This is a genomic window from Gemmatimonadaceae bacterium (assembly GCA_019637445.1).
In the GTDB taxonomy this organism is placed as follows: Bacteria; Gemmatimonadota; Gemmatimonadetes; order Gemmatimonadales; family Gemmatimonadaceae; genus Pseudogemmatithrix.
This window is the reverse complement of the sequence record JAHBVS010000002.1, coordinates 606099-626904: the sequence shown is the minus strand read 5'-3', so window position 1 is coordinate 626904 and position 20806 is coordinate 606099. Positions and strand designations below refer to the sequence as shown.

Genomic DNA, 20806 nt, shown 5'->3' with positions numbered 1-20806 from the left:
GCCTGGCGCACGCCGATGCGTGCCTATCTGCGCGTCGCGAACCCTTCTACGACCCTTCGCACCAGCCTCTCGACCATCTGGCTCAACTCATGGTCGTACTCGCTTGCACCAGCTTCGGCGGTGATCACGGTTCCCGCCGAGTTTGCGGCCATGTGCAGGCGCACCACCGTGCGCGACTCCTCGCCGCCAGCGTGAAACCGGCATTCGACCACCGTGCCGAGGCGGGTCACGTCGATGGGTTGCTGAGGACGCTCAGCTTCCAGCACGCGGTGAAGCTCGAGGACAAATGCCGATGGCGTTGCGGGAACGGAGGCCTCGAATGCCGCTCTGCCCACGACCTCTCCTCGCTCAGGCTAACGTTTGCTTCAGCTGCGGACGCATTCAATAAACTGGCCTGGGCCCTGCGGGCGCCAGCCCGCTTGGCCCAGGCCTTCCTTAGCGCGGCCCGTCAGCTGCAAGCGTCGTTAGGCTGCCGGTGCTCCAACCATCTCACGCAGCCGGCGGCGGAACGCTACACCCTTCGGCCCGAACCCCACGGTCGATTCGTCGGCTGCATAGCGCGAGAGCACAGCGTCCGCGCCCCCCGCCGCTGCGAAGAATGCGTCTAAGGATGCGGCGGCGAGCACCGCTACCCCCTCGACGTCGATTGCGACTGCCCACATCCCCGATGGCGGCACGATTCGGAGGCCAACGTGGCCGAGCGGCGACCCGACTGCCGCGCTGTCCCATGCCGAGTGACGCAAAGGCAGCACCGACGCGGCCTGATCCTCAAAGTTCCACTCGGGATCCAGAACAAGGCACTCGTGGTCACCATGAACGCGGGCTAGGGCTTCGATTCCGAGAAAGTCCTCGGCGGTCAGCCGGAGACCGCCACCGAGGAGCGCCATTGTCCAGGTGTCGTCGCGGAACGGGCGCTCGTCAACTTCTCGGCCGCTGAACACGCGGCCGTAGAGCACGCGCCAATCGCGCTCAAAGTCCGGTTCACTCAGGAAGCGCATCAATGTCGGTGGGTCAGCCTAACGTTTGCTTCAGCTGTGGCCGTTCAAATAAGACGCGGCGGCGGGGCCGCCGCAAACACCCTGCCCTAGGCCATAGGCGGCGGCCCCGCCGCCGCCTCCGACGCACGGCCATCTGCTGCAAGCGTCGTTATTCGGCGCGCGCGAGACCACTCGCCCGCGCCTGCGCTTCCGCGTCGCGAACCCGGCGCGCGATCCGGAGCGCACCGCGAAGCACCAACCCGCACACGACCAGACCGACGACGAGGTCTGGCACGGGGGACTCGAGGACGGCAACGAGCGCTGCCGCGAGGAGGACGCCGAGGTTCGCCTGCACGTCGGTCGCCGAGAAGATCCAGGCGGCCTGGAGGTGCACCTCCCCGTGACGGTGCCGCCGCAGCAAGGCGAGGCAGGCCACATTGACGGCAAGCGCAATCAGCGAAACACCCACCATGGTCGGCGGCTCTGGCGCGCTTCCCACGATCGCCCGCCGGCCGAGCTCAAGGATGGCGAGCACTGCGAGCGCGAGTTGCACCCGACCGGCGAAGCGCGCCGCGCTCAGCTTCCGCGCTGCGGTGGCCCCGATGGCGAGCAGGGCCAGCAGGTAGACCGCGGCATCGGCGCCCATATCGAGGCCGTCGGCGATGAGCCCCATGGACTCGGCCTGCCAGCCGCTCGCGACCTCGACGACGAACATCACGCCATTCAGCGCTAGTAACGTGACCAGCGCGCGCCGTCCCAGATGCTCGTTGCTCAACGCCTCTGTCTCAGTCCGAATAACGTTTGCTTCAGCTGCGGACGCGTTCAATAAGAGGCCTGGGCCCTGCGGGCGCCAGCCCGCTTGGCCCAGGCCTTCCTTAGCGCGGCCCGTCAGCTGCAAGCGTCGTTATGCTGCGGCGGCAACAGACCCTGTGCGGCAAGACGTTGCGTGCGACTCCGCCGAGCCCACCGGGCGCTGCGCCGAACTCGCGAAGCGCACCTAACCGGCTGACGCGCCGTTCCTTCGGAGCGGACCCTTCCAAAGATTCCGCGGGCTAGCAACTCGAACGCTTGCGATCGGGTTGGTTCGGGCGACGACTGCGGGGAAGCCGTAGCCAGTCAGCTGTCTCCCGCCAGCATAACGTTTGCTTCAGCTGCGGACGCATTCAATAAACTGGCCTGGGCCCTGCGGGCGCCAGCCCGCTTGGCCCAGGCCTTCCCTAGCGCGGCCCGTCAGCTGCAAGCGTCGTTAGCTGGCCGATTGCGAAGGTGGAGCACTCGCCCGAATGAGCACGAAGACCGCGCTCGCGCCGCCTCCGAGATACGCGCCCACAGGCGCGAGGAAAGTCAGGTCCGAGAGCGACCACGCTGCAGGGAAAGAGAACGTAACGAGTCCCGCCACCGTGCCCGTCGCGACCACCTTGCCCGGGCTCATTGCCGCCGGCGAGCCGCCGCGTGCACGAGCGACGAGCACAAGCGCGGCCGTCACGAAATAGGCAATCGGCAGACCGAAGAATGCGAAGAAGAAGCTCGCGTGAAGCGAACCAGGCCACACCTCGGCTAGCGAGCGCTCACGCAACTCCGAAGCGATTCCCAGACTCGTGAGAAGCGGCACTGTCGTCAGTGGCGCGAGCAACAGTGCAAGTCGCGTACTATGACGCCGGCTATATCCCATGGCTCGAAAGTGCTCCGGTCCAGCTAACGTGTATTAGTTGGCGAGTTTATCTGTAACTGCTTGGTATTGTCTGCAGTTTCTCGCCATCAAGCACGTACGCTGAGGACCCGCGGCGTGCTCCGCAACCCCAGACACCGCACCGCCCTAGGCCTTTCGGTGATCGGTGGGCCAGTGCGGTGCTTGTCTGCGAGGGACGGCCTGCGAAGGATCGGGGCCGCGTGGCGGCGGATTCGGCGGGCGTCGAGGTTCAGGCGAGCTACGGGGCTCCCTACTCGCGCGCCGATTCGCGCCGATTCGCGCCGCCCGCGCCGCCCGCGCCGCCCGCGCCGCCCGCGCGACCAGCCCCACCCGCCCCCATCGCATCCATCGGACTCCTCACCCCCATCCCGCCGCGGTTGAGTACGTGCGTGTAGATCATCGTCGTGCTGACATCCGAGTGGCCGAGGAGCTCTTGGACGGTGCGGATGTCGTAGCCCGCTTCGAGCAGGTGGGTCGCGAAGCTGTGCCGGAAGGTGTGGGTGGTGATCCGCTTCTGCAGCCCGGCGGCGCGGCCGGCGTCTTGGACGGCTCTCGAGATGACGGTCTCGTGGACGTGGTGGCGACGCCAGGGGTGTGTGCGGTCGCCTTTCATCTCGTAGGGGCGGCCGGCGGGGAAGACCCAGAACCAGGGCCACTGCGTGGCGGCGTTGGGCAGTTTGCGATGGAGGGCGCCGGGGAGTTCGACGGTCGCTGTGTTGGCTTGGAGCCAGCGGCGGTGTCGGCGTTGGGTTTCCGTGAGGTGGCGGCGCAGCGCGGGGATGATGATGTCGGGGAGCATGGTGAGGCGGTCCTTCTGGCCCTTGCCGCCGCGGACGAGGATCTCGCGGCGGTCGAGGTCGAGGTCCTTCACGCGCAGGGCGATCGCCTCGCCGACGCGGAGGCCGGCGCCGTAGAGGATCGAGGCGACGAGCCAGGGGACGCCGTCCATCGCGGCGAGGACGCTGCGAGCTTCGTCTATGGAGAGGACGGTGGGTTTGCGCTTGGGGCGTTTGGCGTGGACGGGCTGGATGGGGCCCATCGGCTGCTTGAGGACGTCGCGGTAGAGGAAGAGGAGGGCGGCGAGCGCTTGGTTCTGCGTGTTCGCGGCGACGTTGCGTTCGACGGCGAGGTGGGTGATGAAGCGCTCGACTTCGTGGCGGCCGAGGTCGCGGGGGTGGCGGCGGCCGGCCCAGCGGACGAAGTGGCGCACCCAGCCGCGGTAGGCGACAAAGGTGCGGGTGCTGTAGCGGCGCACGGCGAGTTCGTCGCGCAGGGCGTCGTAGAGGCTGCGCGGGGGCGAGGGGTCGCTGCGGATCTCGTCGCGTGGCGTGTGGTCGGATCGTTCGGTCACGCCGCCATTGTGGGGTGCGGTGGCGCGGGCTCGTCATCGGCGCATCGCCTGCGCCGCCGCATCTACGCGGGAACGACAGACCTGCGTCGAGCGTCGGACACGGCGCGGCAGGGGGACTCGGGAGGGAGCGAGAGCGCCGTGCAAGCGAACGCCCCCTGCACCGATCCGATGCAGGGGGCGTCATTGTGATGCGATAGCTGGGGCGGGACTCGAACCCGCGACCCCGGCATTATGAGTGCCGTGCTCTAACCAGCTGAGCTACCCAGCCGTACTTCATTGGAAAGTCCTGCAAATCTAACCGAGCCGGCGAATCGGCTCAAAGTCCCACAAACAATCGAGGCGCCCCGTGAGAGGCGCCTCGAGTCGTACCAGTAGCGGGGGCGGGATTTGAACCCGCGACCTTCGGGTTATGAGCCCGACGAGCTACCAGGCTGCTCCACCCCGCGTCAGTGAGACGAATAATAGCCGCGAAATCACGTTTTTCAAGGGGACGGCAGGCGTGTCGCGGGGCCTCGCGGTGGAGGCGCGGGAGGCGCGGGAGGCGCGGGAGGCGCGGGAGGCGCGCTACTGCGGGTCAGCGAACCGGTACAGCACCTCGCCCGGTTTCACCATCCCGAACTCCTCGCGGGCGATGCGTTCCTGGGTGGCGAGGTCGGTCTCGACGAGGGTCTTGTAGGCTTCGAGGGAATCGACGCGCTGCTGGAGGGAGTCGACCGCCGCGCGCTCGGCGGTCAGCCGCGCGCTCTGGCGAATGAGGTCGACGGTGCCGAACTCCCCGCCCTGCACGGCGAAGCTGAGGGCGGCGATGGCGAGGAGGGCGATGACGACGCGGCCGACGATCCAGCCGGGCGTGCGGGGGGCGGCCGGACCGCGAGTGGGTCCGGCGCGTCCGCTGCGGCTGGGGCGCTTGGCGGGGCTCACGCCGCCGCCTCGCAACCGGATGCCCGAGGCACTCCGCGGGACTGGCCCGCCGACGAGGCTGCAACGCTCGCGGATTCTCGCCGGCGCATCACGTCGACCTTACGCACCAATCCCATAGATTCCGCCACCCGGATACTCGGCGTGCGCGCCGAGTTCGGCCTCGATCCGCAGCAGCTGGTTGTACTTCGCCACGCGGTCCGTGCGGCTGGCGCTGCCGGTCTTGATCTGCCCGGCGTTGGTGGCGACGGCGAGGTCGGCGATAAAGGTGTCTTCGGTTTCGCCGCTGCGGTGGGAAATGATGCTGCGGTAGCCGTTGCGGTCGGCCATCTCGATGGTCTCGAGGGTCTCGGTGAGGGTGCCGATCTGGTTGACCTTCACGAGCACGGCGTTGGCGACGTCCTCCTCGATGCCGCGGGAGAGGAACTCGACGTTGGTGACGAAGAGGTCATCGCCGACAAGCTGGCAACGATCGCCGATGGCCTCCGTGAGCTTGCCCCAGCCGGTCCAATCGCCCTCGGCGAGGCCGTCCTCGATGGAGACGATGGGATACTTGCGCAGCCACTTGGCGTAGAGCTCGACCATCTCGTCGGCGGTCTTGGTGCCAGCGCCGCTCTTCTTGAAGGTGTACTTGCCCTTGGAGAAGAGTTCGCTCGCCGCGCAGTCGAGGGCGAGGGCGATCTGCTCGCCGGGCTTGTAGCCGGCGGCTTCGATGGCCTCCATCACGACGTTGAGGGCTTCCTCATCGGACTTGAGGTCGGGGGCGAAGCCGCCCTCGTCGCCGACGCCAGTGGAGAGCTTGCGCTTGACGAGGACCTTCTTGAGCGAGTGAAACACCTCGGCGCCCATGCGCAGTGCATCGCTGAACGACTCGGCGCCGACGGGAACGATCATGTACTCCTGGAAGTCCACCGTGTTGGTCGCGTGCGCGCCGCCGTTGAGGATGTTCATCAGCGGCACGGGCAGCGTGCGCGAGAGCGGGCTGCCGAGGTAGCGGTAGAGCGGCAGGTCGACGCTGGCGGCGGCGGCGCGGCTGGCGGCCATGGAGACGGCGAGCATGGCGTTGGCGCCGAGCTTGGACTTGTTCTTGGTGCCGTCGAGGTCGATCATCGCGCGGTCGATGGTGAGCTGATCGACGACGTCGAGGCCGATGAGTTCGGGCTCGATGAGCTTGGCGACGTTGGCGACGGCCTTCTGGACGCCCTTGCCGAGGTAGCGCTTGGCGTCGCCGTCGCGGAGTTCGTTGGCCTCGTGTTCGCCGGTGGAGGCGCCGCTGGGGGCGGCGGCGCGACCGTAGGTGCCGTCTTCGAGGACGACTTCGGCTTCGACGGTGGGGTTGCCGCGGGAGTCGAGGATCTCGCGGGCGATGACGGCGATGATAGAAGACATAGGACGGAGGACGGAGGACGAAAGGTGAAAGATAACGGCGATGCGGGGGTGGATGCGGTGTCGGCGGCGGATGCGGAACTGATTACTGGCGCCGGCCGCCTTCCCTCCTACATCACGCTCCCTTGAACGGCGGGGAGTCGACGCCGTATTCCTGCTTGAGGCAGGCGGCCATGGATTCGTGGGTGCGGCGCGCGAGTTCATCGCGGTCCTCGTAGGTCATCCCCGTGGTGGGGATCTCCTCGAGGTAGTGCATGTGCATGGTGCCGGGGCGCACGAAGAAGCGGCCCTTGGGTTGCACTTCCTGTTGGCCGTGCACGAGGACGGGCACGACAGGGGCCTGCGCCTGGATGGCGAGCACGAAGGGGCCCTTCTTGAACGGACGGAGTGGGTAGGTGCCGCTGCGTGTGCCTTCTGGATAGACAGCGACGGATGCGCCGAGTTCGATGCGTTGGGTGGCGAGCGAGTAGGAGCCAAACGCAGCCTTTCGGTTGGCGCGTTCGATGGGGATCATGCCGGCGGCGAGCATGGCGCGGCCGAAGAGCGGGATTTTGAACAGCTCGGCCTTGGCGACGAACTTGATCCAGCGGAAGCTGGCGGCGGCGGCGAGCACGTCGTAATTGGCGACGTGGTTGACGACGAAGATGTGGCGGTCGCCGCGCTTGCGTTCGACGTTGTGTTCGACGATGCGGACGCCGGAGACCCAGAGGATGCCGCGGGCCCAGAGCCGCGGGGCGCGGTCGTAGGGGGAGCCGACGCGGTCCTTGATGCGGAAGATGGCGGCGAGGATGACCCATCCGCCGCAGACGGCGGTCATCACGGCGACGGTGAAGAAGACGATGATGGCGCGGATCATCGGGCGAAGTGGTCGTGGGCGCGCGGGAGTGGCGCGGGGCGGCCGTCGCGCTCGGCGCGGACTTCGCCGCTGCTGCTGCCGACGGCCTCGACGCGGCCGATGGCGGTCAGCTTGAGTCCGCCGGTCGCTTTGGCGAAGGCTTCGAGATCGAGTGACGGCGGAGCGGCGACGAGCAACTCGTATTCCTCGCCGCTGGCGAGTGCGGCGTCGACGCTCACGCCGTCGATGCAGGGGATGGCGCCCAAGTCGAGCACACAGCGCACGCCGCTGGCGGCGGCGAGGTGGGCGATGTCGCCGGCGAGTCCGTCGCTGATGTCGATGGCGGCGTGGGCGCCGTGGGCGGCGAGCCAGGTGCCGGCCTCGATGCGGGCGACGGGGTGGGCGAAGCGGTCGCGGTGGGGTGCGGTAGGTGAAGCGCCGCGCTCCCAAGCGGCGAGCGCAGCGCCAGGTCCGCCGAGTGCGCCGGTCACATAGAGCGTGTCGCCCGCACGCGCACCGGCGCGCGTGAGTGGCTGCTGCGCGTGGCCGAGCACGGTGATCGCGAGTGCGAGTCTATCTCCATCGGTGACATCGCCGCCGACGATGGGCGCGCCAATCGCGCGCGTGGCGTCGGCGATGCCGTGTGCCAGCGCAGAGAGATCGTTGCGCCAGTTGGCGGGCAGCGTGAGCGCGAGCAGGACGCCGAGTGGCGCGGCGCCCATCGCAGCGAGGTCGGAAAGTGCGGCCATGGTGGCGCGCCAGCCGATCTCCTCTGGGGAGAGCCAGGGGCGACGGAAGTGCACGTCCTCGACCGTCGTGTCGGTGCTCACGACGAGGCGAGAACCGCTGGGCACGTCGAGTAGGGCGCCATCGTCGCCGATGCCCTGGGCGGCGCTGCCCCACTGGGCGAGTAGCGCGCGCACGGCGTCGAACTCGGCGCCGGGGCCGAGGGGGGTGTGGTTCATCGCGCTGCCTCGATCGGCCGGGTCGGCAGGGAGCGATCCGCGCTCATCGCGCCTGTCCGGCGGCCGGCAGCTGCGCGAGGATCGGCGCGGCGTGCGGCGAGTCGTCCAATCGCCAGACTTCGCGCAGGGCCATCACGACGTCTTCCAACGACGTGCCCCGCACTGATCCCGTTGCCGCGGCGCGCTCGCCCGCACGCCCGTGGATCCAGGCTCCGGCGAGCGCGGCGGCGAAGGGATCACCGGTCTGCGCGAGCAACGTGGCGACGATTCCGCCGAGCACATCGCCGCTGCCCGCCATGCCGAGCGTGGGACTGCCGGCGGCGCTGACGCCAACACGACCATCCGGATGCGCGACCACCGTGGGCACGCCCTTCAATAGAACCGTGGCGCCGAGCTGCTTGGCTAGCTCGAGCTCCACACCGAATCGCCCGGCGATCACGTCCGTGCTCGCGCGGCGCAGCAATCGCGAGGCTTCCACCGGGTGCGGCGTGACGACAGCGGGCCGCGCACCGAGCAGCGAGCCGAGCGTGCGCGGCTCGCCTTCGAAGACGTTGAGCGCGTCGGCGTCGAGCACGACGGGGCCCTTCCACTCGACGAGCAGGCGCTCGATCAAGGCGCGCGTCATCGCGGTGCGGCCGAGACCGGGGCCGAGCAGCAGGCAGTGCGCCCAGTGCAGCACGCGATCCTGGTCCTCGGCGGTCACGGGCCAGCGCGCGGCCATCGTCTCGGGCAATGCGGCCTGTACGACAGGCACGTTCGTGGGCTGCACGAGCAGTTGCACCATACCGATGCCGCTGCGCATGGCGCCGCGCGCGGCAAGCATCGGCGCGCCGGCCATCCCTTCCCCGCCCCCGATAATGGCGAGGCGGCGACGCACGCCCTTGTGCGCGTCGGCCGGAATGGGCGGCACGGCGGCGCGCACCCACTCGGCGTCAACCAGCTGCGGCGCGCCGTCATCGAGCAGGGCGTAGGCGCCGAGTCCGATGTCGAGGCAGACAATCTCACCGCACTCGTCGCGGCGCAGCAGGATGCCGCGCTTGACGGTGCCGTAGGTGACGGTGAGGTCGGCGCGCACGGTGCTGCCGCCGGCGCCGCTACTGGCGTCGATGCCGCTGGGGATGTCGAGCGCGACGACGCGGGCGCCCTGCTGGTGCCATTCGGCGATGGCGGCGATGAGCGGCACGAGTTCGGCGCGGATCTCGCCCTTGGTGCCGACGCCGAGCAGGCCGTCGATGATCACCGCAGGCCGCTGCGGCTCGCTGACTTCGGCGACGCGTGGCAGCGCGGCGTCGCGGGCACGACGTGCGTCGTCGGTGGTCGGCTCTGCGCTAGCGACGATGCGCAGCGGACAACGCGCCTCAGCGAGCACGCGCGCGACGACGTAGGCGTCGCCGCCGTTGTTGCCGCTGCCGGCGTAGATGACGGCGCCGCCGGTGCGCACGTCGGGGAATCGCTGCAGGATGAGCTGCGCCGTGCGTTCGCCGGCGGCCTGCATCAGGGTCCAGGAGTCGACGCCTCCGGCGATGGCTGCCGCATCGCGGGCCGCGGCCTGCTCTGCTGTCGTGACGCGCACCGTCATCGGATCACTCGCGAGGAAAAGACCGACGCCTCAGGCGTCGGTCGGCGTCGTCCAGCGATACGCCCGATCGAAGGCTTCGTGGAAATCGAACACGCCGATGAATTCGTCCTTCGTGTCCTGGGGCTCCTTCATCAGCAGGCCGGTGTCCACCATCGTGAAGACGACCTCGCCGAAGTCGGCGGTGCTGGTGATGCCCCAGTGCTCGAGCACGGTGCGCGCGAGGACGCCATAGCGCGCGAGTGCGAGGTCGCGGCAACCCTCGGCGAGTTCGCTGCCGCTCAGGTGGCGGCGCTCGGGCAGGCGTTGCTGCACGAACTCCAGCGCGGCGAGCACGAAGAGATACGCACGCTCGTCGTACCGCGATTCGCGCAGGCGAATGCGGTCCATCACCCCGTCGCGGAAGGCGAGTTCAGGCACGGGAGGGCGCGGTGCGCCGCGCGGGACGCATTGTCCCGCGCATTGAGCGGCGGTGAGTGATGGAGCGATGCATGGCCGTCAAATGTACAGCGGGAAATCCTGGGTGAGCGCGTGCACGTCCTTGCGCACGGCTTCCGTCACGCTGGCATCGTCGGGTGCGGAGAGGACGCGGTCGATGAGCGAGGCGATCTCCTTCATCTCGCGCTCCTTCATCCCGCGCGTGGTGACGGCGGGCGTGCCGATGCGGATGCCGCTGGTCACGAAGGGCGACTGCGTCTCCTTCGGCACGGTGTTCTTGTTCACCGTGATGCCGGCGCGGTCCAGCGCCTGCTCGGCGACCTTGCCCGTGAGCTCGGCGCTGCGCGTGCGCAGGTCGCAGAGCATCAGGTGGTTGTCGGTGCCGCCGGAGACGACGTGCACGCCGTGCGCGATCAGCGCGGCGGCCAGGGCCTGCGCGTTGAGCACGACCTGGCGGCAGTAGTCCTTGAACGAGGGCTGCAGCGCCTCGCGGAAGGCGACGGCTTTCGCTGCGATCACGTGCTCGAGCGGGCCGCCCTGCGTGCCGGGGAACATCGCCTTGTCGATGGCCTTGGCGTGTTCGGCCTTGCAGAGGATGAGTCCGCCGCGCGGGCCGCGCAGCGTCTTGTGCGTGGTGGTGGTGACGACGTCGGCGTGCGGGACCGGGCTCGGGTACACGCCCGTCGCGGCGAGGCCGGCGAAGTGCGCCATGTCGACCATGAAGATCGCGCCGACTTCCTTGGCCGCGGCGGCGAACTGCTCGTAGTCGAGCACGCGCGAGTAGGCGCTGTAGCCGGCGATGATGAGCTTGGGCTTCTCCTTGCGCGCCGTCTCACGCATCGCGGCGTAGTCGATGAGGCCTTCATCGTTCACGCCGTAGTGCACGGCGTTGTAGTTCAGCCCCGAGAAGTTCACGGGGGAGCCGTGCGTGAGGTGCCCGCCCTGCGAGAGGTCGAGGCCCATCACCGTGTCGCCGGGCTTGAGGAAGGCGAGGTAGACGGCGGCGTTGGCCGTCGCGCCGCTGTGCGGCTGCACGTTGGCGTGGTCGGCGCCGAAGAGTTGCTTGGCGCGATCGATGGCCAACTGCTCGACCTTGTCCACCACCTCGCAGCCGCCGTAGTAGCGCCTGCCCGGCAGGCCCTCGGCGTACTTGTTGGTCAGCGAGGAGCCCATCGCCTCGAGCACGGCCGGCGAGACGAAGTTCTCGCTGGCGATGAGTTCGAGGCCTTCGCTCTGTCGCTTGGTCTCCTCGGCGACGAGCGCGGCGATCTCGGGGTCGGTGCCTTGCAGGGCCGCGCCCGGCAGGCGGCGGTCCCAGTTCTGCCAGCCTGGCTTCACTTCGCCTCCGATGAAGTCTTCGCGTCTCGCTGCGTCGGCGATGCCGACGCGCTCTGCGCGCCCGCTGCCTCCGCGTGTCCCGTTGCCTCGATCTTCTCCACGCGACGACCGTGGCGGCCGCCTTCAAACTCCGTGTCCAACCAGGTCTTGAGGATGGCCACGCCATCCTCCTCGCTCACGAAGCGCGCCGGCAGCACGAGCACGTTCGCGTCGTTGTGCTTGCGCGCGAGCGAGGCGATCTCCGGCGTCCACACCACCGCGGCGCGCACGCCGGGATGACGGTTCGCCGCGTAGCTCATCCCCAGGCCCGTCCCACAGAGCAACACGCCGCGCTTGGCCTTGCCCTGCTCCACCTGCTCGGCCAGCGGGTGCGCGTAGTCGGGATAGTCGGTGGAGGCCGGCGAGTGCGTGCCGAGGTCCTCCACGTCGTAGCCCATCTCCGTCAACGCGCGACGGAGATGCTCTTTCATCTCGAACCCCGCGTGGTCCGAGGCGATGGGGATGCGCTCGGCCACGTTCAGCTCTTCCGCGGCCACTGCGGCCAAGTGCGCACCATCCCGTGCACCGCGGCGATGCGCCGCTCGGCGAGCTTGTCGGCCGCGTCGTAGCTGAGCAGGCCCTCTTCCTTGCCAATGTGATAGACGCCGAGGATGGTGTCGTAGATCTCGTCGGCCTTGCGCAGCGCACGCTCGCGCGTCCAGCCAGCGACCTCGCCGTAGACGTTGATCACGCCGCCGGCGTTGGCTACGAAATCAGGCGCGTACATGATGTCGCGCTTGGCCAGCGCCGGGCCGTGCTTGTCCGGCTCGTGCAGCTGGTTGTTGGCGCCGCCGCACACGATCTCCACCTTGAGCTGCGGGATGGTCTCGTCGTTGATGATCGCGCCGAGGGCGCAGGGCGCGAAGATGTCGGCCTTGGCGCTGAAGATCTCCTTGCCGTCGACGGCCTTGGCGCCGAACTCGTCCACGACCTTCTGCACGCGCTCCGGGCGGATGTCGGTGACGATGAGCTTGGCGCCCGCCTCGTGCAGTTCGCGCGAGAGGTAGTAGCCGACGTTGCCGAGGCCCTGCACCGTGATGGTCTTGCCCTCGAGCGAGGACGAGCCCCAGCGCTGCTTGGCCGAGGCCTGGATGGCGCGGAAGACACCGTGCGCGGTGACGGGCGACGGGTCGCCCGACTTGTTGGCGAGACCCGCGACGTAGTCGGTCTCCATGTGCACGTAGTCCATGTCGGACGTGCTGGTGCCGACGTCCTCGGCCGTGACGTAGCGCCCGCCCAGCGACTCGACGAAGCGTCCGTGCGCGCGGAAGATCATCTCGCGGTTCGTGGTGCGGTTGTCGCCGATGATGACCGACTTGCCGCCGCCGAGGTTGAGGCCAGCGACCGCGTTCTTGTACGTCATGCCGCGCGCGAGGCGCAGGGCGTCGACGATGGCTTCCTCGTCGGAGGCGTAGTTCCAGAAGCGCGTGCCGCCGAGCGCGGGGCCGAGCGTGGTGTCGTGGATGGCGATGATGCCGCGGTAGCCGGCGCCTTCATCCGCGCAAATCACCAGTTGTTCGTGGCCGAGGGCGGCGATGGTCTCGAAGAGTTTCATTCGGTTGAGAAGACGAAAGACGAAGGACGAAGGACGAAAGCGGAACTGCTGGATGCGGTGGAGGATGCAGAATCGGAGCGCGAATCCGGAAGCACGGTGCCATTGCTTCCGTCCTTCGTCCTCCGTCCTACGTCTTCCTCGTCACCGCCCTACCAATAACGAGCCGCTGAATCTCAGAGGTGCCCTCGTAGATCTCGGTCACCTTTGCATCCCTGAAGTACCGCTCCACCGGATACTCCTTCACGTAGCCGTATCCGCCGAAGATCTGGATCGCCTGCGTCGTGACCCACATCGCGGTCTCGGAGGCGAAGAGCTTGCACATCGAGGCTTCCGGATAGCCGGCGACAAGCGCGTCCTCGGCGAGTGCCGTCGAGTGCAGCAACGAGCGTGCCGCCGTGATGCGCGTGGCCATATCGGCGAGCTTGAACTGGATCGCCTGGAACTCGGCGATGGGCTTGCCGAACTGCTTGCGCTCGTTGGCGTAGGCCACCGAGGCGTCGAAGGCCGCCTGCGCGATGCCGATGGCCTGCGCGGAGATGCCCAGGCGGCCGTGCACCAGCGACTGCAGTGCGTAGATGAAGCCCTGCCCTTCCTCGCCGAGCAGGCGATCGCCGGGCACGCGCATGTTGTCGAAGCGCAACTGCACCGTGGGCGAGGCGCGGAGGCCCATCTTGTCCTCCTTCTTGCCCACGCTGAAGCCCGGCAGGTCCGGCGTGATGAGGAAGGCGGAGATGCCCTTGGCGCCCTTGCGGGCATCCGGGCTGTCGGTGCGCACCATCGCGACGCAGACCCCGGTGTGCGTGCCACCGGAGATCCAGGCCTTCGTGCCGTTGAGGATCCAGTCGTCGCCGTCGCGCACCGCCTGCGCGCGCATGTTGGCGGCGTCGGAGCCGGCGTCCGGCTCGGAGAGCGCGAACACGCCGAGCAGTTCGCCCTGCGCCAGCTTGGGCAGGAAGCGCTGCTTCTGCTGCTCGTTGCCGAAGTGCAGGATCATCTGCGTCGGCAGCGAGTTGTGCACGGACATCAGCACCGCGGCGCTCGCATCGGCCTTGGCGATCTCCTCGAGCGCCAGCAGGTAGGTGCGCAGGTCCAGCCCCAGTCCGCCGTACTCCTCGGGCAGCAGCATGCCGAGGAAGCCGAGTTCGCCGAGCTTCGTGATCAGTGTGGGATCGAAGTGCGAGTCGCGGTCCCACTGCGCGGAGAATGGCCGCAGGTGCTCGTCGGCAAAGGCGCGGGCCGTCTCGACGATGGCGAGCTGCTCCTCCGTCAGCGAGACGATGCCGCGGTAAGTGAGCGCCTCGCCGGAAGCTGTCAACGTCGTCCCCACCTTCAGCCCGCGTAGTTGTAGAAGCCGCGGCCGCTCTTGCGGCCGTACCAGCCGGCGGCGACGTACTTCTTGAGCAGCGGGCAGGGCCGGTACTTGGGGTCGCCCAGGCCTTCGTGCAGCACCTCGAGAATCGCCACGCAGGTATCGAGGCCGATGAAGTCGGCCAGCGTCAGCGGGCCCATCGGGTGGTTCATGCCCAGCTTCATGACCGCGTCCACCGCCTCGGGCGTGCCGACGCCTTCCATCACGGCGTAGCAGGCCTCGTTGATCATCGGCATCAGGATGCGATTGGCGATGAAGCCCGGGAAGTCGTTGGCCTCGACCGGCGTCTTGCCCAGGGCCTTGGAGAGCTCGATGGTGCGCGTGTTCGTCGCGTCCGAGGTGGCGAGGCCGCGGATGACCTCGACCAGCTCCATCATCGGCACCGGGTTCATGAAGTGCATGCCGATCACCAGTTCGGGCCGCGTGGTGACGGCGGCAATCTCGGTGATGGAGATGGAGCTCGTGTTCGTGGCGAGGATCGCACCCGCGGGGGCCAACGCGTCGATGTCGCGGAAGATCTGGAACTTGAGGTCCTTCCGTTCCGTGGCGGCCTCGACGATCACCGTGGCGTCCTTCACCGCGTCCATCGACGTGGAGGTCTTGATGCGCGCGAGCGTCGCGGCCTTGGCGGCGGCGTCGATCGTGCCCTTCTTGAGCTGGCGGTCGAGGTTCTTCTCGATGGTCGCCTTGCCCTTGGCGAGGGCGGCGTCGTTCACATCGATCAGCGTGACATCGAAGCCGCTGGCTGCGCAGACGTGGGCGATTCCGTTGCCCATCTGTCCGGCGCCGATGACGGCGAAACGGTCGGTGGTCTGTGACATCCTATCAAAATAACCCCTGAGCCAAGGGGCCGGGGGATGCGGGGTCAGCGCCCGGATGAGGCCTGCCCGCGACCGTCGGGTTCGCGCCTAGCGCTGCGAGGCCGCTCGCGACTTGCGCGGCCAGATCGCCAGCGCCAGCAGCAACGCCACGGCCGCAGTCAGTGCCCCGCCAGCGATGCCAAGCGCGCCGCCAGTCAGGAGTTCCGGGCCACTGAGCACCAACTGCACCGAACTGCCGGCTCCCACGCCAAATACCAGCTCGGCCAGCTCGCCACTCGAGAGCGTCACCACGGGAATCGTCACGGCGAGTTGGCAGAGCCAAGCGGCGGGCAGGCTCTGCGTCCTCAGACGCACGCTGCCCAGCAGCAGGCCCGTCGCGAGCACGGCCGTCAGGCCGATCCACGTGTGGTCCTGCGCCCAGAAGCGGTAGACCGTGGCAACCAGCGCCGGCACGAGCACGGCGACGACTCGCGGCACCTGCTGTTCGAGCAGGCCTTGGAAGTAGCCGCGGAAGGCCAGCGTCTCCACCAGCGTCGCCGCGGCGACAATCGACCAGAGTTCGCCGGCCGCCGCCACGCGCGCCGTGTCGACGGCCTGGAAGTCGGCGTAGGCCAACCCAACTGCGATCGCGATCGGCAGCGCAGCCGCCACGAGGCCGATCGCCGGACCGCCGAGAAGCGCCAGTGGGGCGATGGCGTAGCGACCAAACCCGACGACCTCGAATCGCCCGCGATCAAAGAGCAGCACCACGGCCGCGTGCGCGATCAACAGCGCGATGGCGACCAGGAACAGCAGCAGGATGCGGCCATCACGGCCGGCCGGAAGTCCGTCGGGCAATGCCGGCTTCAGCGCGATGCCGAGCACGAAGATGGCGACCAACGCGAAGCCAGCCAGCGCGGCAAGCCGGCCGGCCATTCGCAAGACCACGTCTGACGCGCTCGCGCCTTCCCTCAAGCTGTCTCCGCTGACTGGCGCCTAGACCCGCTCCACACTCAGCGCCACGGCATTGCCACCGCCGAGGCAGAGCGTTGCCATCCCCGTGCGCTTGCCCTGCGCCGCCAGCGCGTGCAGCAGCGTCACGAGCACGCGCGCACCGCTGGCGCCGATCGGATGGCCCAGCGCGATTGCGCCGCCGTTCACGTTCACGCGATCCCAGTCCCAGCCCAGCCCATCGCCGTCGGCCAGCGACTGCGAGGCGAAAGCCTCGTTGGCCTCGATCAGGTCGTAATCGCCGATCTTGGCGCCGGTCTTCTTCATCAGGTTCTGCACCGCCACGATGGGTGCGAAGAACAGGTCCTGCGGATCGCCGCCGCCCGAGGCGTAGCCCGTGATGCGCGCGAGGATTGGCAGGCCGTTGGCCTTGGCGTAGGCCTCGCTGGCCACCACCACCGCAGCTGCACCGTCATTGAGCCCAGGCGCATTGCCCGCCGTGACCGTGAGCTCCTCGGGCTTCATGTCCTTCGGCGCGTCCTTCGGGAACGCCGGCTTCAGCTTGGCCAGCGCGTCGAGGGAGGTGTCCTTGCGCGGCGATTCGTCGGTGTCGATAGTCACCGGCTTGCGGCCGCCGATCTCCACCGGCACGATCTCGGCCTTGAACTTCCCGCCCTCGATGGCCGCCACGGCCTTCTGGTGCGAGGCCAGCGCGAACTCGTCCTGCCGCGCGCGCGTGATGCCCGCCTTCTTCGCCGTGTACTCGGCGTGGCCGCCCATATGGCGGTCGTAGAACGAGCACCAGAGCCCGTCCGTGATCAGGCCGTCCTGCATCACCTGGTTGCCGAACTTCACGCCGCCGCGCATGCCGCGCACGTAGTGCGGCGCGTTGCTCATCGATTCCTGCCCGCCGGCGATGAGCAGCTTCTCGTCGCCCGCGCGGATGGCCTGCGCCGCCAGCATCACCGCCTGCAGGCCGGAACCGCAGACCTTGTTGACCGTGTAGGCGGGCACCTCGCCGGGGATGCCGGCCTTGATGGCGGCCTGGCGCGCGGGGGCCTGGCCGACGCCACCCTGGAGGACATTGCCCATGATGACTTCGCCAATCTGGGCCGCGTCGATCTTTCCACGCTTCACGGCCTCGCGGATGGCGATGGCGCCGAGTTCGGGGGCGGTGAGGGGGGCGAGGCCGCCGAGGAAGCGCCCGATTGGGGTGCGGGCGGCGGAAATGATGACAGGGGTGCGGTCAGCGGACATGATCGTCGGTTGAGAGTGCTCGGGAAAGATAATCCCGGGGCCCGGCGAATCGTGCGGTGCCGGTCTAGCTGCCGCGCTAGCGCTCGCCCAGCGACTCGAGGTCTGCGAGATCGCGGGTACGGCCGGTCGCGCGCTTGTTCACCACGAGATCGCTGCGGCCGAGGAACGGGGCCCGAACCCCGTCAAACTCGGCCTCCACGCGATTCTGCCACGCGTCCGCGAATCGCACGCCGGACAGGCCGGTCATCAGGTCGATGCGAACAGGCGGCAGCCCGAGCTGCGCCACGATATCGGGTCGACTCAGCTCTGCTTTGGTGAGCCCCAAGCTCTCGACGGGGGCGCCGAACGCGGCGAGCGCACGCCACACACGCTCCGCGTTGCCCTCGGTCGGTTCAATCCAGATGTCGAGGTCGGCCGTGGCCCGGGGAACGCCGTGCGCAGCAAGCGCGTGCGCACCGACAATCAGGAACCGCGCCTCATGGCGAATGAGTTCGACGACGATGTCGCGGAAATCGCGGTGCACGGTGCTCACGACTAGACTGGCGGCGCGCCAAGGGGCCGAAGTACGGCCGTCATCTGCGCGCGTTGTACGTCGGGAATCGGCTTGCCGCCGAGCTTCCAGGACTGCTCACTGAGCTCGGCGAGCAGTTGAAGGCGCGCCGCGATACTTGTTGGCGGGAGCGGCGGCGCGGAGGCCTCGTGATCGTCGAGGCGCAGGACCCGCAGGGTCATCCCTGAGCGGTCATGGGTCATACCTAAATCTACCGCTCGGCGCCTGCCGTGTCGCCGTGTGCGCGGCGACTGCCAAGAGGGGCGGCGGTGCGCTGCCTCGCGTCGCCCTACCGCACCCGCCGCGACGAGTTGAACCCGATCGTCGCACCCAGTGCCGGCAACATCGCCAACACATTCGCCGTCGCCCAGCGCGCGGCGGTGCTCATCCCCGTTCGCGGCCGCTCGGCCGGCCCAAGAATCGCCCGCGAAAGCGCCCAGCCGGCCACGAAGCCCACGCCGGTGCCAAGGTAGGTGGCGTCGAACTCGCCCGTCTGGTCGCCGATGTTGCCGATGCCGTACACGGCGCCCGCCGTGGCGAGGCCCGCGACCAAGACGCCGCCGGTGTAGCCCATCCGGCGACGCGTGTCCTCGGAGGTGACGCCCATCAGGTCGCCCACGCCTTCGCCGGCGAAGCGGCCGATAAAAAAGCCGCCGATGCCGGCGTAGGTGCCGGCGAAGAGCTCACCGGCGATGCGGCCGGCGCTGAGCTGCGGGCGGGCTTCCTGGGCGGCGATGGCGCGTGGTGCGGCAACGCTCGTGACTGCCAGCAGCCCGAGGAAGCAGGAAAGCCTGGCGATTCGCTGCGCGCCCATCACTCCGAAGCCGCCGTTGCTGCCGCCGCCGGCACCAGGGCCCGCGTGCGGATCTCATCGCTCACCCGCGCCAGGAAGTCATCCACAGAGACCACTTCCTGCTTCTTCCCCGCCCCGCGTATGCGCACGGCCACCTGCCCCGCCTCGGCCTCGCGCTTTCCGCAGACTGCCATGTAAGGAACCTTCATCAGCTCGCCGTCCCGAATCCGGTAGTTCAACGTGTCGCTGCGGTCGTCACAGACAGCACGGATGCCGGCCGCCCGAAGTTTCGCCGTCACCTGCTCGGCGTACCCCGCCACGTCGTCGGAGATCGGCAGCACGCGCACCTGCTCGGGCGAGAGCCACACGGGGAAGGCGCCCGCGAAGTGCTCGATCAGAATCGCGATGAAGCGCTCGAAGCTGCCACAGACCGCGCGATGGATGACCACCGGCCGATGCGCGGCGTTGTCCTCGCCCGTGTAGCTGAGGTCGAATCGCTCCGGCGCGTTGTAGTCGAGCTGGATGGTGCCCAACTGCCAGGCGCGGCCGATGGAATCGGTGACGTCGAAGTCGATCTTTGGGCCGTAGAAGGCGCCATCGCCTTCCTTGAGCTCGTACGGACGACCTGACTTCTCGAGTGCCGCCTTGAGACCAGCTTCTGCGCGGTCCCATAGCTCGTCCGAACCAATCCGCTGCTCCGGCCGCGTGGCGAACTTGAGCCGCGCGGTGAGCCCGAACGTCTCGTAATGCCCAAGGATGAAGTCGAGGAGGAACTGCACCTCCTCGGCGATCTGATCCTCGCGCAGGTAGACGTGGCAATCGTCCTGCGCAAACTGCCGCACGCGCGTGAGACCGGACAGCGCACCGCTCAACTCATTGCGATGCAGCACGTCGAAGGTCACGTAGCGCTTCGGCAGCTCGCGATACGAATGCTTGCTCGCGCCATAGTAGAGATGGTGCGAGGGACAGTTCATCGGCTTGAGCGACATCGACAGCGCCTCGTCCGCGCTGGCGCCCGCCTCGGCCGCCTCCTTGTCGTGCACGAGGAACATGTTCTCGCGGTACTTGCCCCAGTGCCCCGACTGCTCCCACAGCTTCTTGGTGAACAGCAGCGGCGTCTTGATCTCGAGGAAGTCGGCCTTCTGCCGATCGCGCACGAAGGCTTCCAAGGTGTTGTAGAGCACCGTGCCGCGCGGCGTCCAGAAGGTCGCGCCCGGCGACTGCGGGAAGAACTGGAAGAGGTCCAGCTGCTTGCCCAGCACGCGATGGTCGCGCTTCTTCGCCTCGGAGAGCCGGTGCAGATGCTGCTCGAGGTCGTCCTTCTTGAAGAAGGCCGTCGCGTAGATGCGCTGCAGCATCTGCCGCCGTTCATCGCCGCGCCAATAGGCGCCCGCGGTGGAGAGCAGCTTGAAGTGCTTCACGTAGGACGTGTCCGGCACGTGCGGCCCGCGGCAGAGGTCCACGAAGGGCCCGTCCGTGTAGGTCGAGATGACCTCGTTGGGGTCCGTGAAGTCCTCGAGGCGCTCCAGCTTGAGCGGATCGTCGGCGAAGACCTTCTTCGCCTGCTCCTTGGTGACCTCGGCGCGCTCGAAGCCGAACTTCTCCGCCACGACCTTGTGCATCTCGGCCTCGAAGGCCTCGAGGTCCTCCGGCGTGAACGGCTTCGCAACCTCGAAGTCGTAGTAGAAGCCGTCGTCGATGGCGGGGCCGAAGCCGATCTTCGCGTCCGGGCGCAGGCGGCGCACCGCGGTCGCGAGGATGTGCGCGCCGGAGTGTCGCAGCACCGGCAGTGCGCGCGGGTCCTTCTCCGTGATGACCTGGAACGCGCCAGCTTTCCGGATGGGCGTCATCAGGTCCTGGATCTCCCCGTCCACGGCCACGGCGATGGCGGCCTTGAGCAGGCCGGGTCCGATGCTGGCGACGACGTCGCGCGCCGGGGTGCCCGGTTCGACCTCGCGGGTCTTGCCGTCAGGGAGGGTCAGGACGAGCGGCATTGCGTGGGAGCGGGGGGAGAGCGT

General features: G+C 68.4%; 22 protein-coding genes and 2 tRNA genes. 1 reads left to right on the top strand and 23 read right to left on the bottom strand.

Annotated elements, in window-relative coordinates; translation table 11 throughout:
* Window positions 1–195: hypothetical protein (locus tag KF709_12915; protein ID MBX3175308.1), on the top strand; the 195-nt coding region annotated here is incomplete at its 5' end.
* Window positions 196–464: 269 nt separating this feature from the next.
* On the opposite strand, the gene KF709_12910 is transcribed toward KF709_12915, so the two are convergent.
* The 23 genes from KF709_12910 to thrS all read right to left on the bottom strand — a co-directional run bounded on the left by KF709_12910 (window position 465) and on the right by thrS (window position 20782).
* Window positions 465–956, bottom strand: coding sequence for a hypothetical protein (locus tag KF709_12910; GenBank protein ID MBX3175307.1), 492 nt, complete (start codon window positions 954–956; stop codon window positions 465–467).
* Window positions 957–1146: 190 nt separating this feature from the next.
* Entirely contained in the window at window positions 1147–1752 is a 606-nt protein-coding gene (locus KF709_12905; GenBank protein MBX3175306.1) for a cation transporter, read from the bottom strand.
* Window positions 1753–2223: 471 nt separating this feature from the next.
* Complete coding sequence (locus KF709_12900) at window positions 2224–2553, bottom strand: hypothetical protein (GenBank protein MBX3175305.1); 330 nt, start codon at window positions 2551–2553, stop codon at window positions 2224–2226.
* Window positions 2554–2917: 364 nt separating this feature from the next.
* Window positions 2918–3940 (bottom strand): integron integrase, encoded by a 1023-nt coding sequence (locus KF709_12895; protein MBX3175304.1) that lies wholly within the window; start codon window positions 3938–3940, stop codon window positions 2918–2920.
* Between the two features lie 272 nt (window positions 3941–4212).
* A tRNA-Met gene (locus KF709_12890) sits at window positions 4213–4286 on the bottom strand.
* Window positions 4287–4390: 104 nt separating this feature from the next.
* A tRNA-Met gene (locus tag KF709_12885) sits at window positions 4391–4464 on the bottom strand.
* Between the two features lie 118 nt (window positions 4465–4582).
* Entirely contained in the window at window positions 4583–4939 is a 357-nt protein-coding gene (locus KF709_12880) for a septum formation initiator family protein (GenBank protein MBX3175303.1), read from the bottom strand.
* Between the two features lie 99 nt (window positions 4940–5038).
* Window positions 5039–6325 carry a phosphopyruvate hydratase gene (eno, locus tag KF709_12875; GenBank protein ID MBX3175302.1) on the bottom strand — a complete coding sequence of 429 codons (1287 nt, stop codon included), beginning with the start codon at window positions 6323–6325 and terminating at the stop codon, window positions 5039–5041.
* A gap of 112 nt (window positions 6326–6437) precedes the next feature.
* A complete protein-coding gene (locus KF709_12870) occupies window positions 6438–7178 on the bottom strand; it encodes a 1-acyl-sn-glycerol-3-phosphate acyltransferase (protein MBX3175301.1) in 741 nt (246 codons plus the stop codon).
* Window positions 7175–8122: a thiamine-phosphate kinase gene (gene thiL / locus KF709_12865; protein MBX3175300.1), complete on the bottom strand. Its 948-nt coding sequence runs from the start codon at window positions 8120–8122 to the stop codon at window positions 7175–7177. The genes KF709_12870 and thiL overlap by 4 nt, the downstream gene beginning before the upstream one ends.
* Window positions 8123–8165: 43 nt before the next feature.
* On the bottom strand, window positions 8166–9701 hold the full coding sequence (locus KF709_12860; GenBank protein MBX3175299.1) for an NAD(P)H-hydrate dehydratase: 1536 nt from the start codon (window positions 9699–9701) through the stop codon (window positions 8166–8168).
* A gap of 30 nt (window positions 9702–9731) precedes the next feature.
* On the bottom strand, window positions 9732–10118 hold the full coding sequence (locus tag KF709_12855; GenBank protein MBX3175298.1) for a hypothetical protein: 387 nt from the start codon (window positions 10116–10118) through the stop codon (window positions 9732–9734).
* Between the two features lie 78 nt (window positions 10119–10196).
* A complete protein-coding gene (locus KF709_12850) occupies window positions 10197–11426 on the bottom strand; it encodes a serine hydroxymethyltransferase (GenBank protein ID MBX3175297.1) in 1230 nt (409 codons plus the stop codon).
* Between the two features lie 44 nt (window positions 11427–11470).
* Complete coding sequence (locus KF709_12845; protein MBX3175296.1) at window positions 11471–11944, bottom strand: RpiB/LacA/LacB family sugar-phosphate isomerase; 474 nt, start codon at window positions 11942–11944, stop codon at window positions 11471–11473.
* 47 nt (window positions 11945–11991) lie between these two features.
* On the bottom strand, window positions 11992–13068 hold the full coding sequence (locus KF709_12840; protein MBX3175295.1) for a Glu/Leu/Phe/Val dehydrogenase: 1077 nt from the start codon (window positions 13066–13068) through the stop codon (window positions 11992–11994).
* Window positions 13069–13195: 127 nt separating this feature from the next.
* Entirely contained in the window at window positions 13196–14347 is a 1152-nt protein-coding gene (locus tag KF709_12835; protein MBX3175294.1) for an acyl-CoA dehydrogenase family protein, read from the bottom strand.
* 50 nt (window positions 14348–14397) lie between these two features.
* Window positions 14398–15258 carry a 3-hydroxybutyryl-CoA dehydrogenase gene (locus KF709_12830; protein ID MBX3175293.1) on the bottom strand — a complete coding sequence of 287 codons (861 nt, stop codon included), beginning with the start codon at window positions 15256–15258 and terminating at the stop codon, window positions 14398–14400.
* 87 nt (window positions 15259–15345) lie between these two features.
* A complete protein-coding gene (locus KF709_12825) occupies window positions 15346–16173 on the bottom strand; it encodes a hypothetical protein (GenBank protein MBX3175292.1) in 828 nt (275 codons plus the stop codon).
* A gap of 60 nt (window positions 16174–16233) precedes the next feature.
* A complete protein-coding gene (locus KF709_12820; GenBank protein ID MBX3175291.1) occupies window positions 16234–17445 on the bottom strand; it encodes an acetyl-CoA C-acetyltransferase in 1212 nt (403 codons plus the stop codon).
* 76 nt (window positions 17446–17521) lie between these two features.
* Window positions 17522–17977, bottom strand: a complete 456-nt coding sequence (locus KF709_12815) for a hypothetical protein (GenBank protein MBX3175290.1) — start codon at window positions 17975–17977, stop codon at window positions 17522–17524.
* A gap of 2 nt (window positions 17978–17979) precedes the next feature.
* Complete coding sequence (locus KF709_12810; protein ID MBX3175289.1) at window positions 17980–18198, bottom strand: hypothetical protein; 219 nt, start codon at window positions 18196–18198, stop codon at window positions 17980–17982.
* Window positions 18199–18284: 86 nt separating this feature from the next.
* Complete coding sequence (locus KF709_12805) at window positions 18285–18809, bottom strand: hypothetical protein (protein ID MBX3175288.1); 525 nt, start codon at window positions 18807–18809, stop codon at window positions 18285–18287.
* Complete coding sequence (thrS, locus tag KF709_12800; protein ID MBX3175287.1) at window positions 18809–20782, bottom strand: threonine--tRNA ligase; 1974 nt, start codon at window positions 20780–20782, stop codon at window positions 18809–18811. Before thrS ends, KF709_12805 begins: the two co-directional genes overlap by 1 nt.
* Between the last annotated feature and the right edge of the window lie 24 nt (window positions 20783–20806).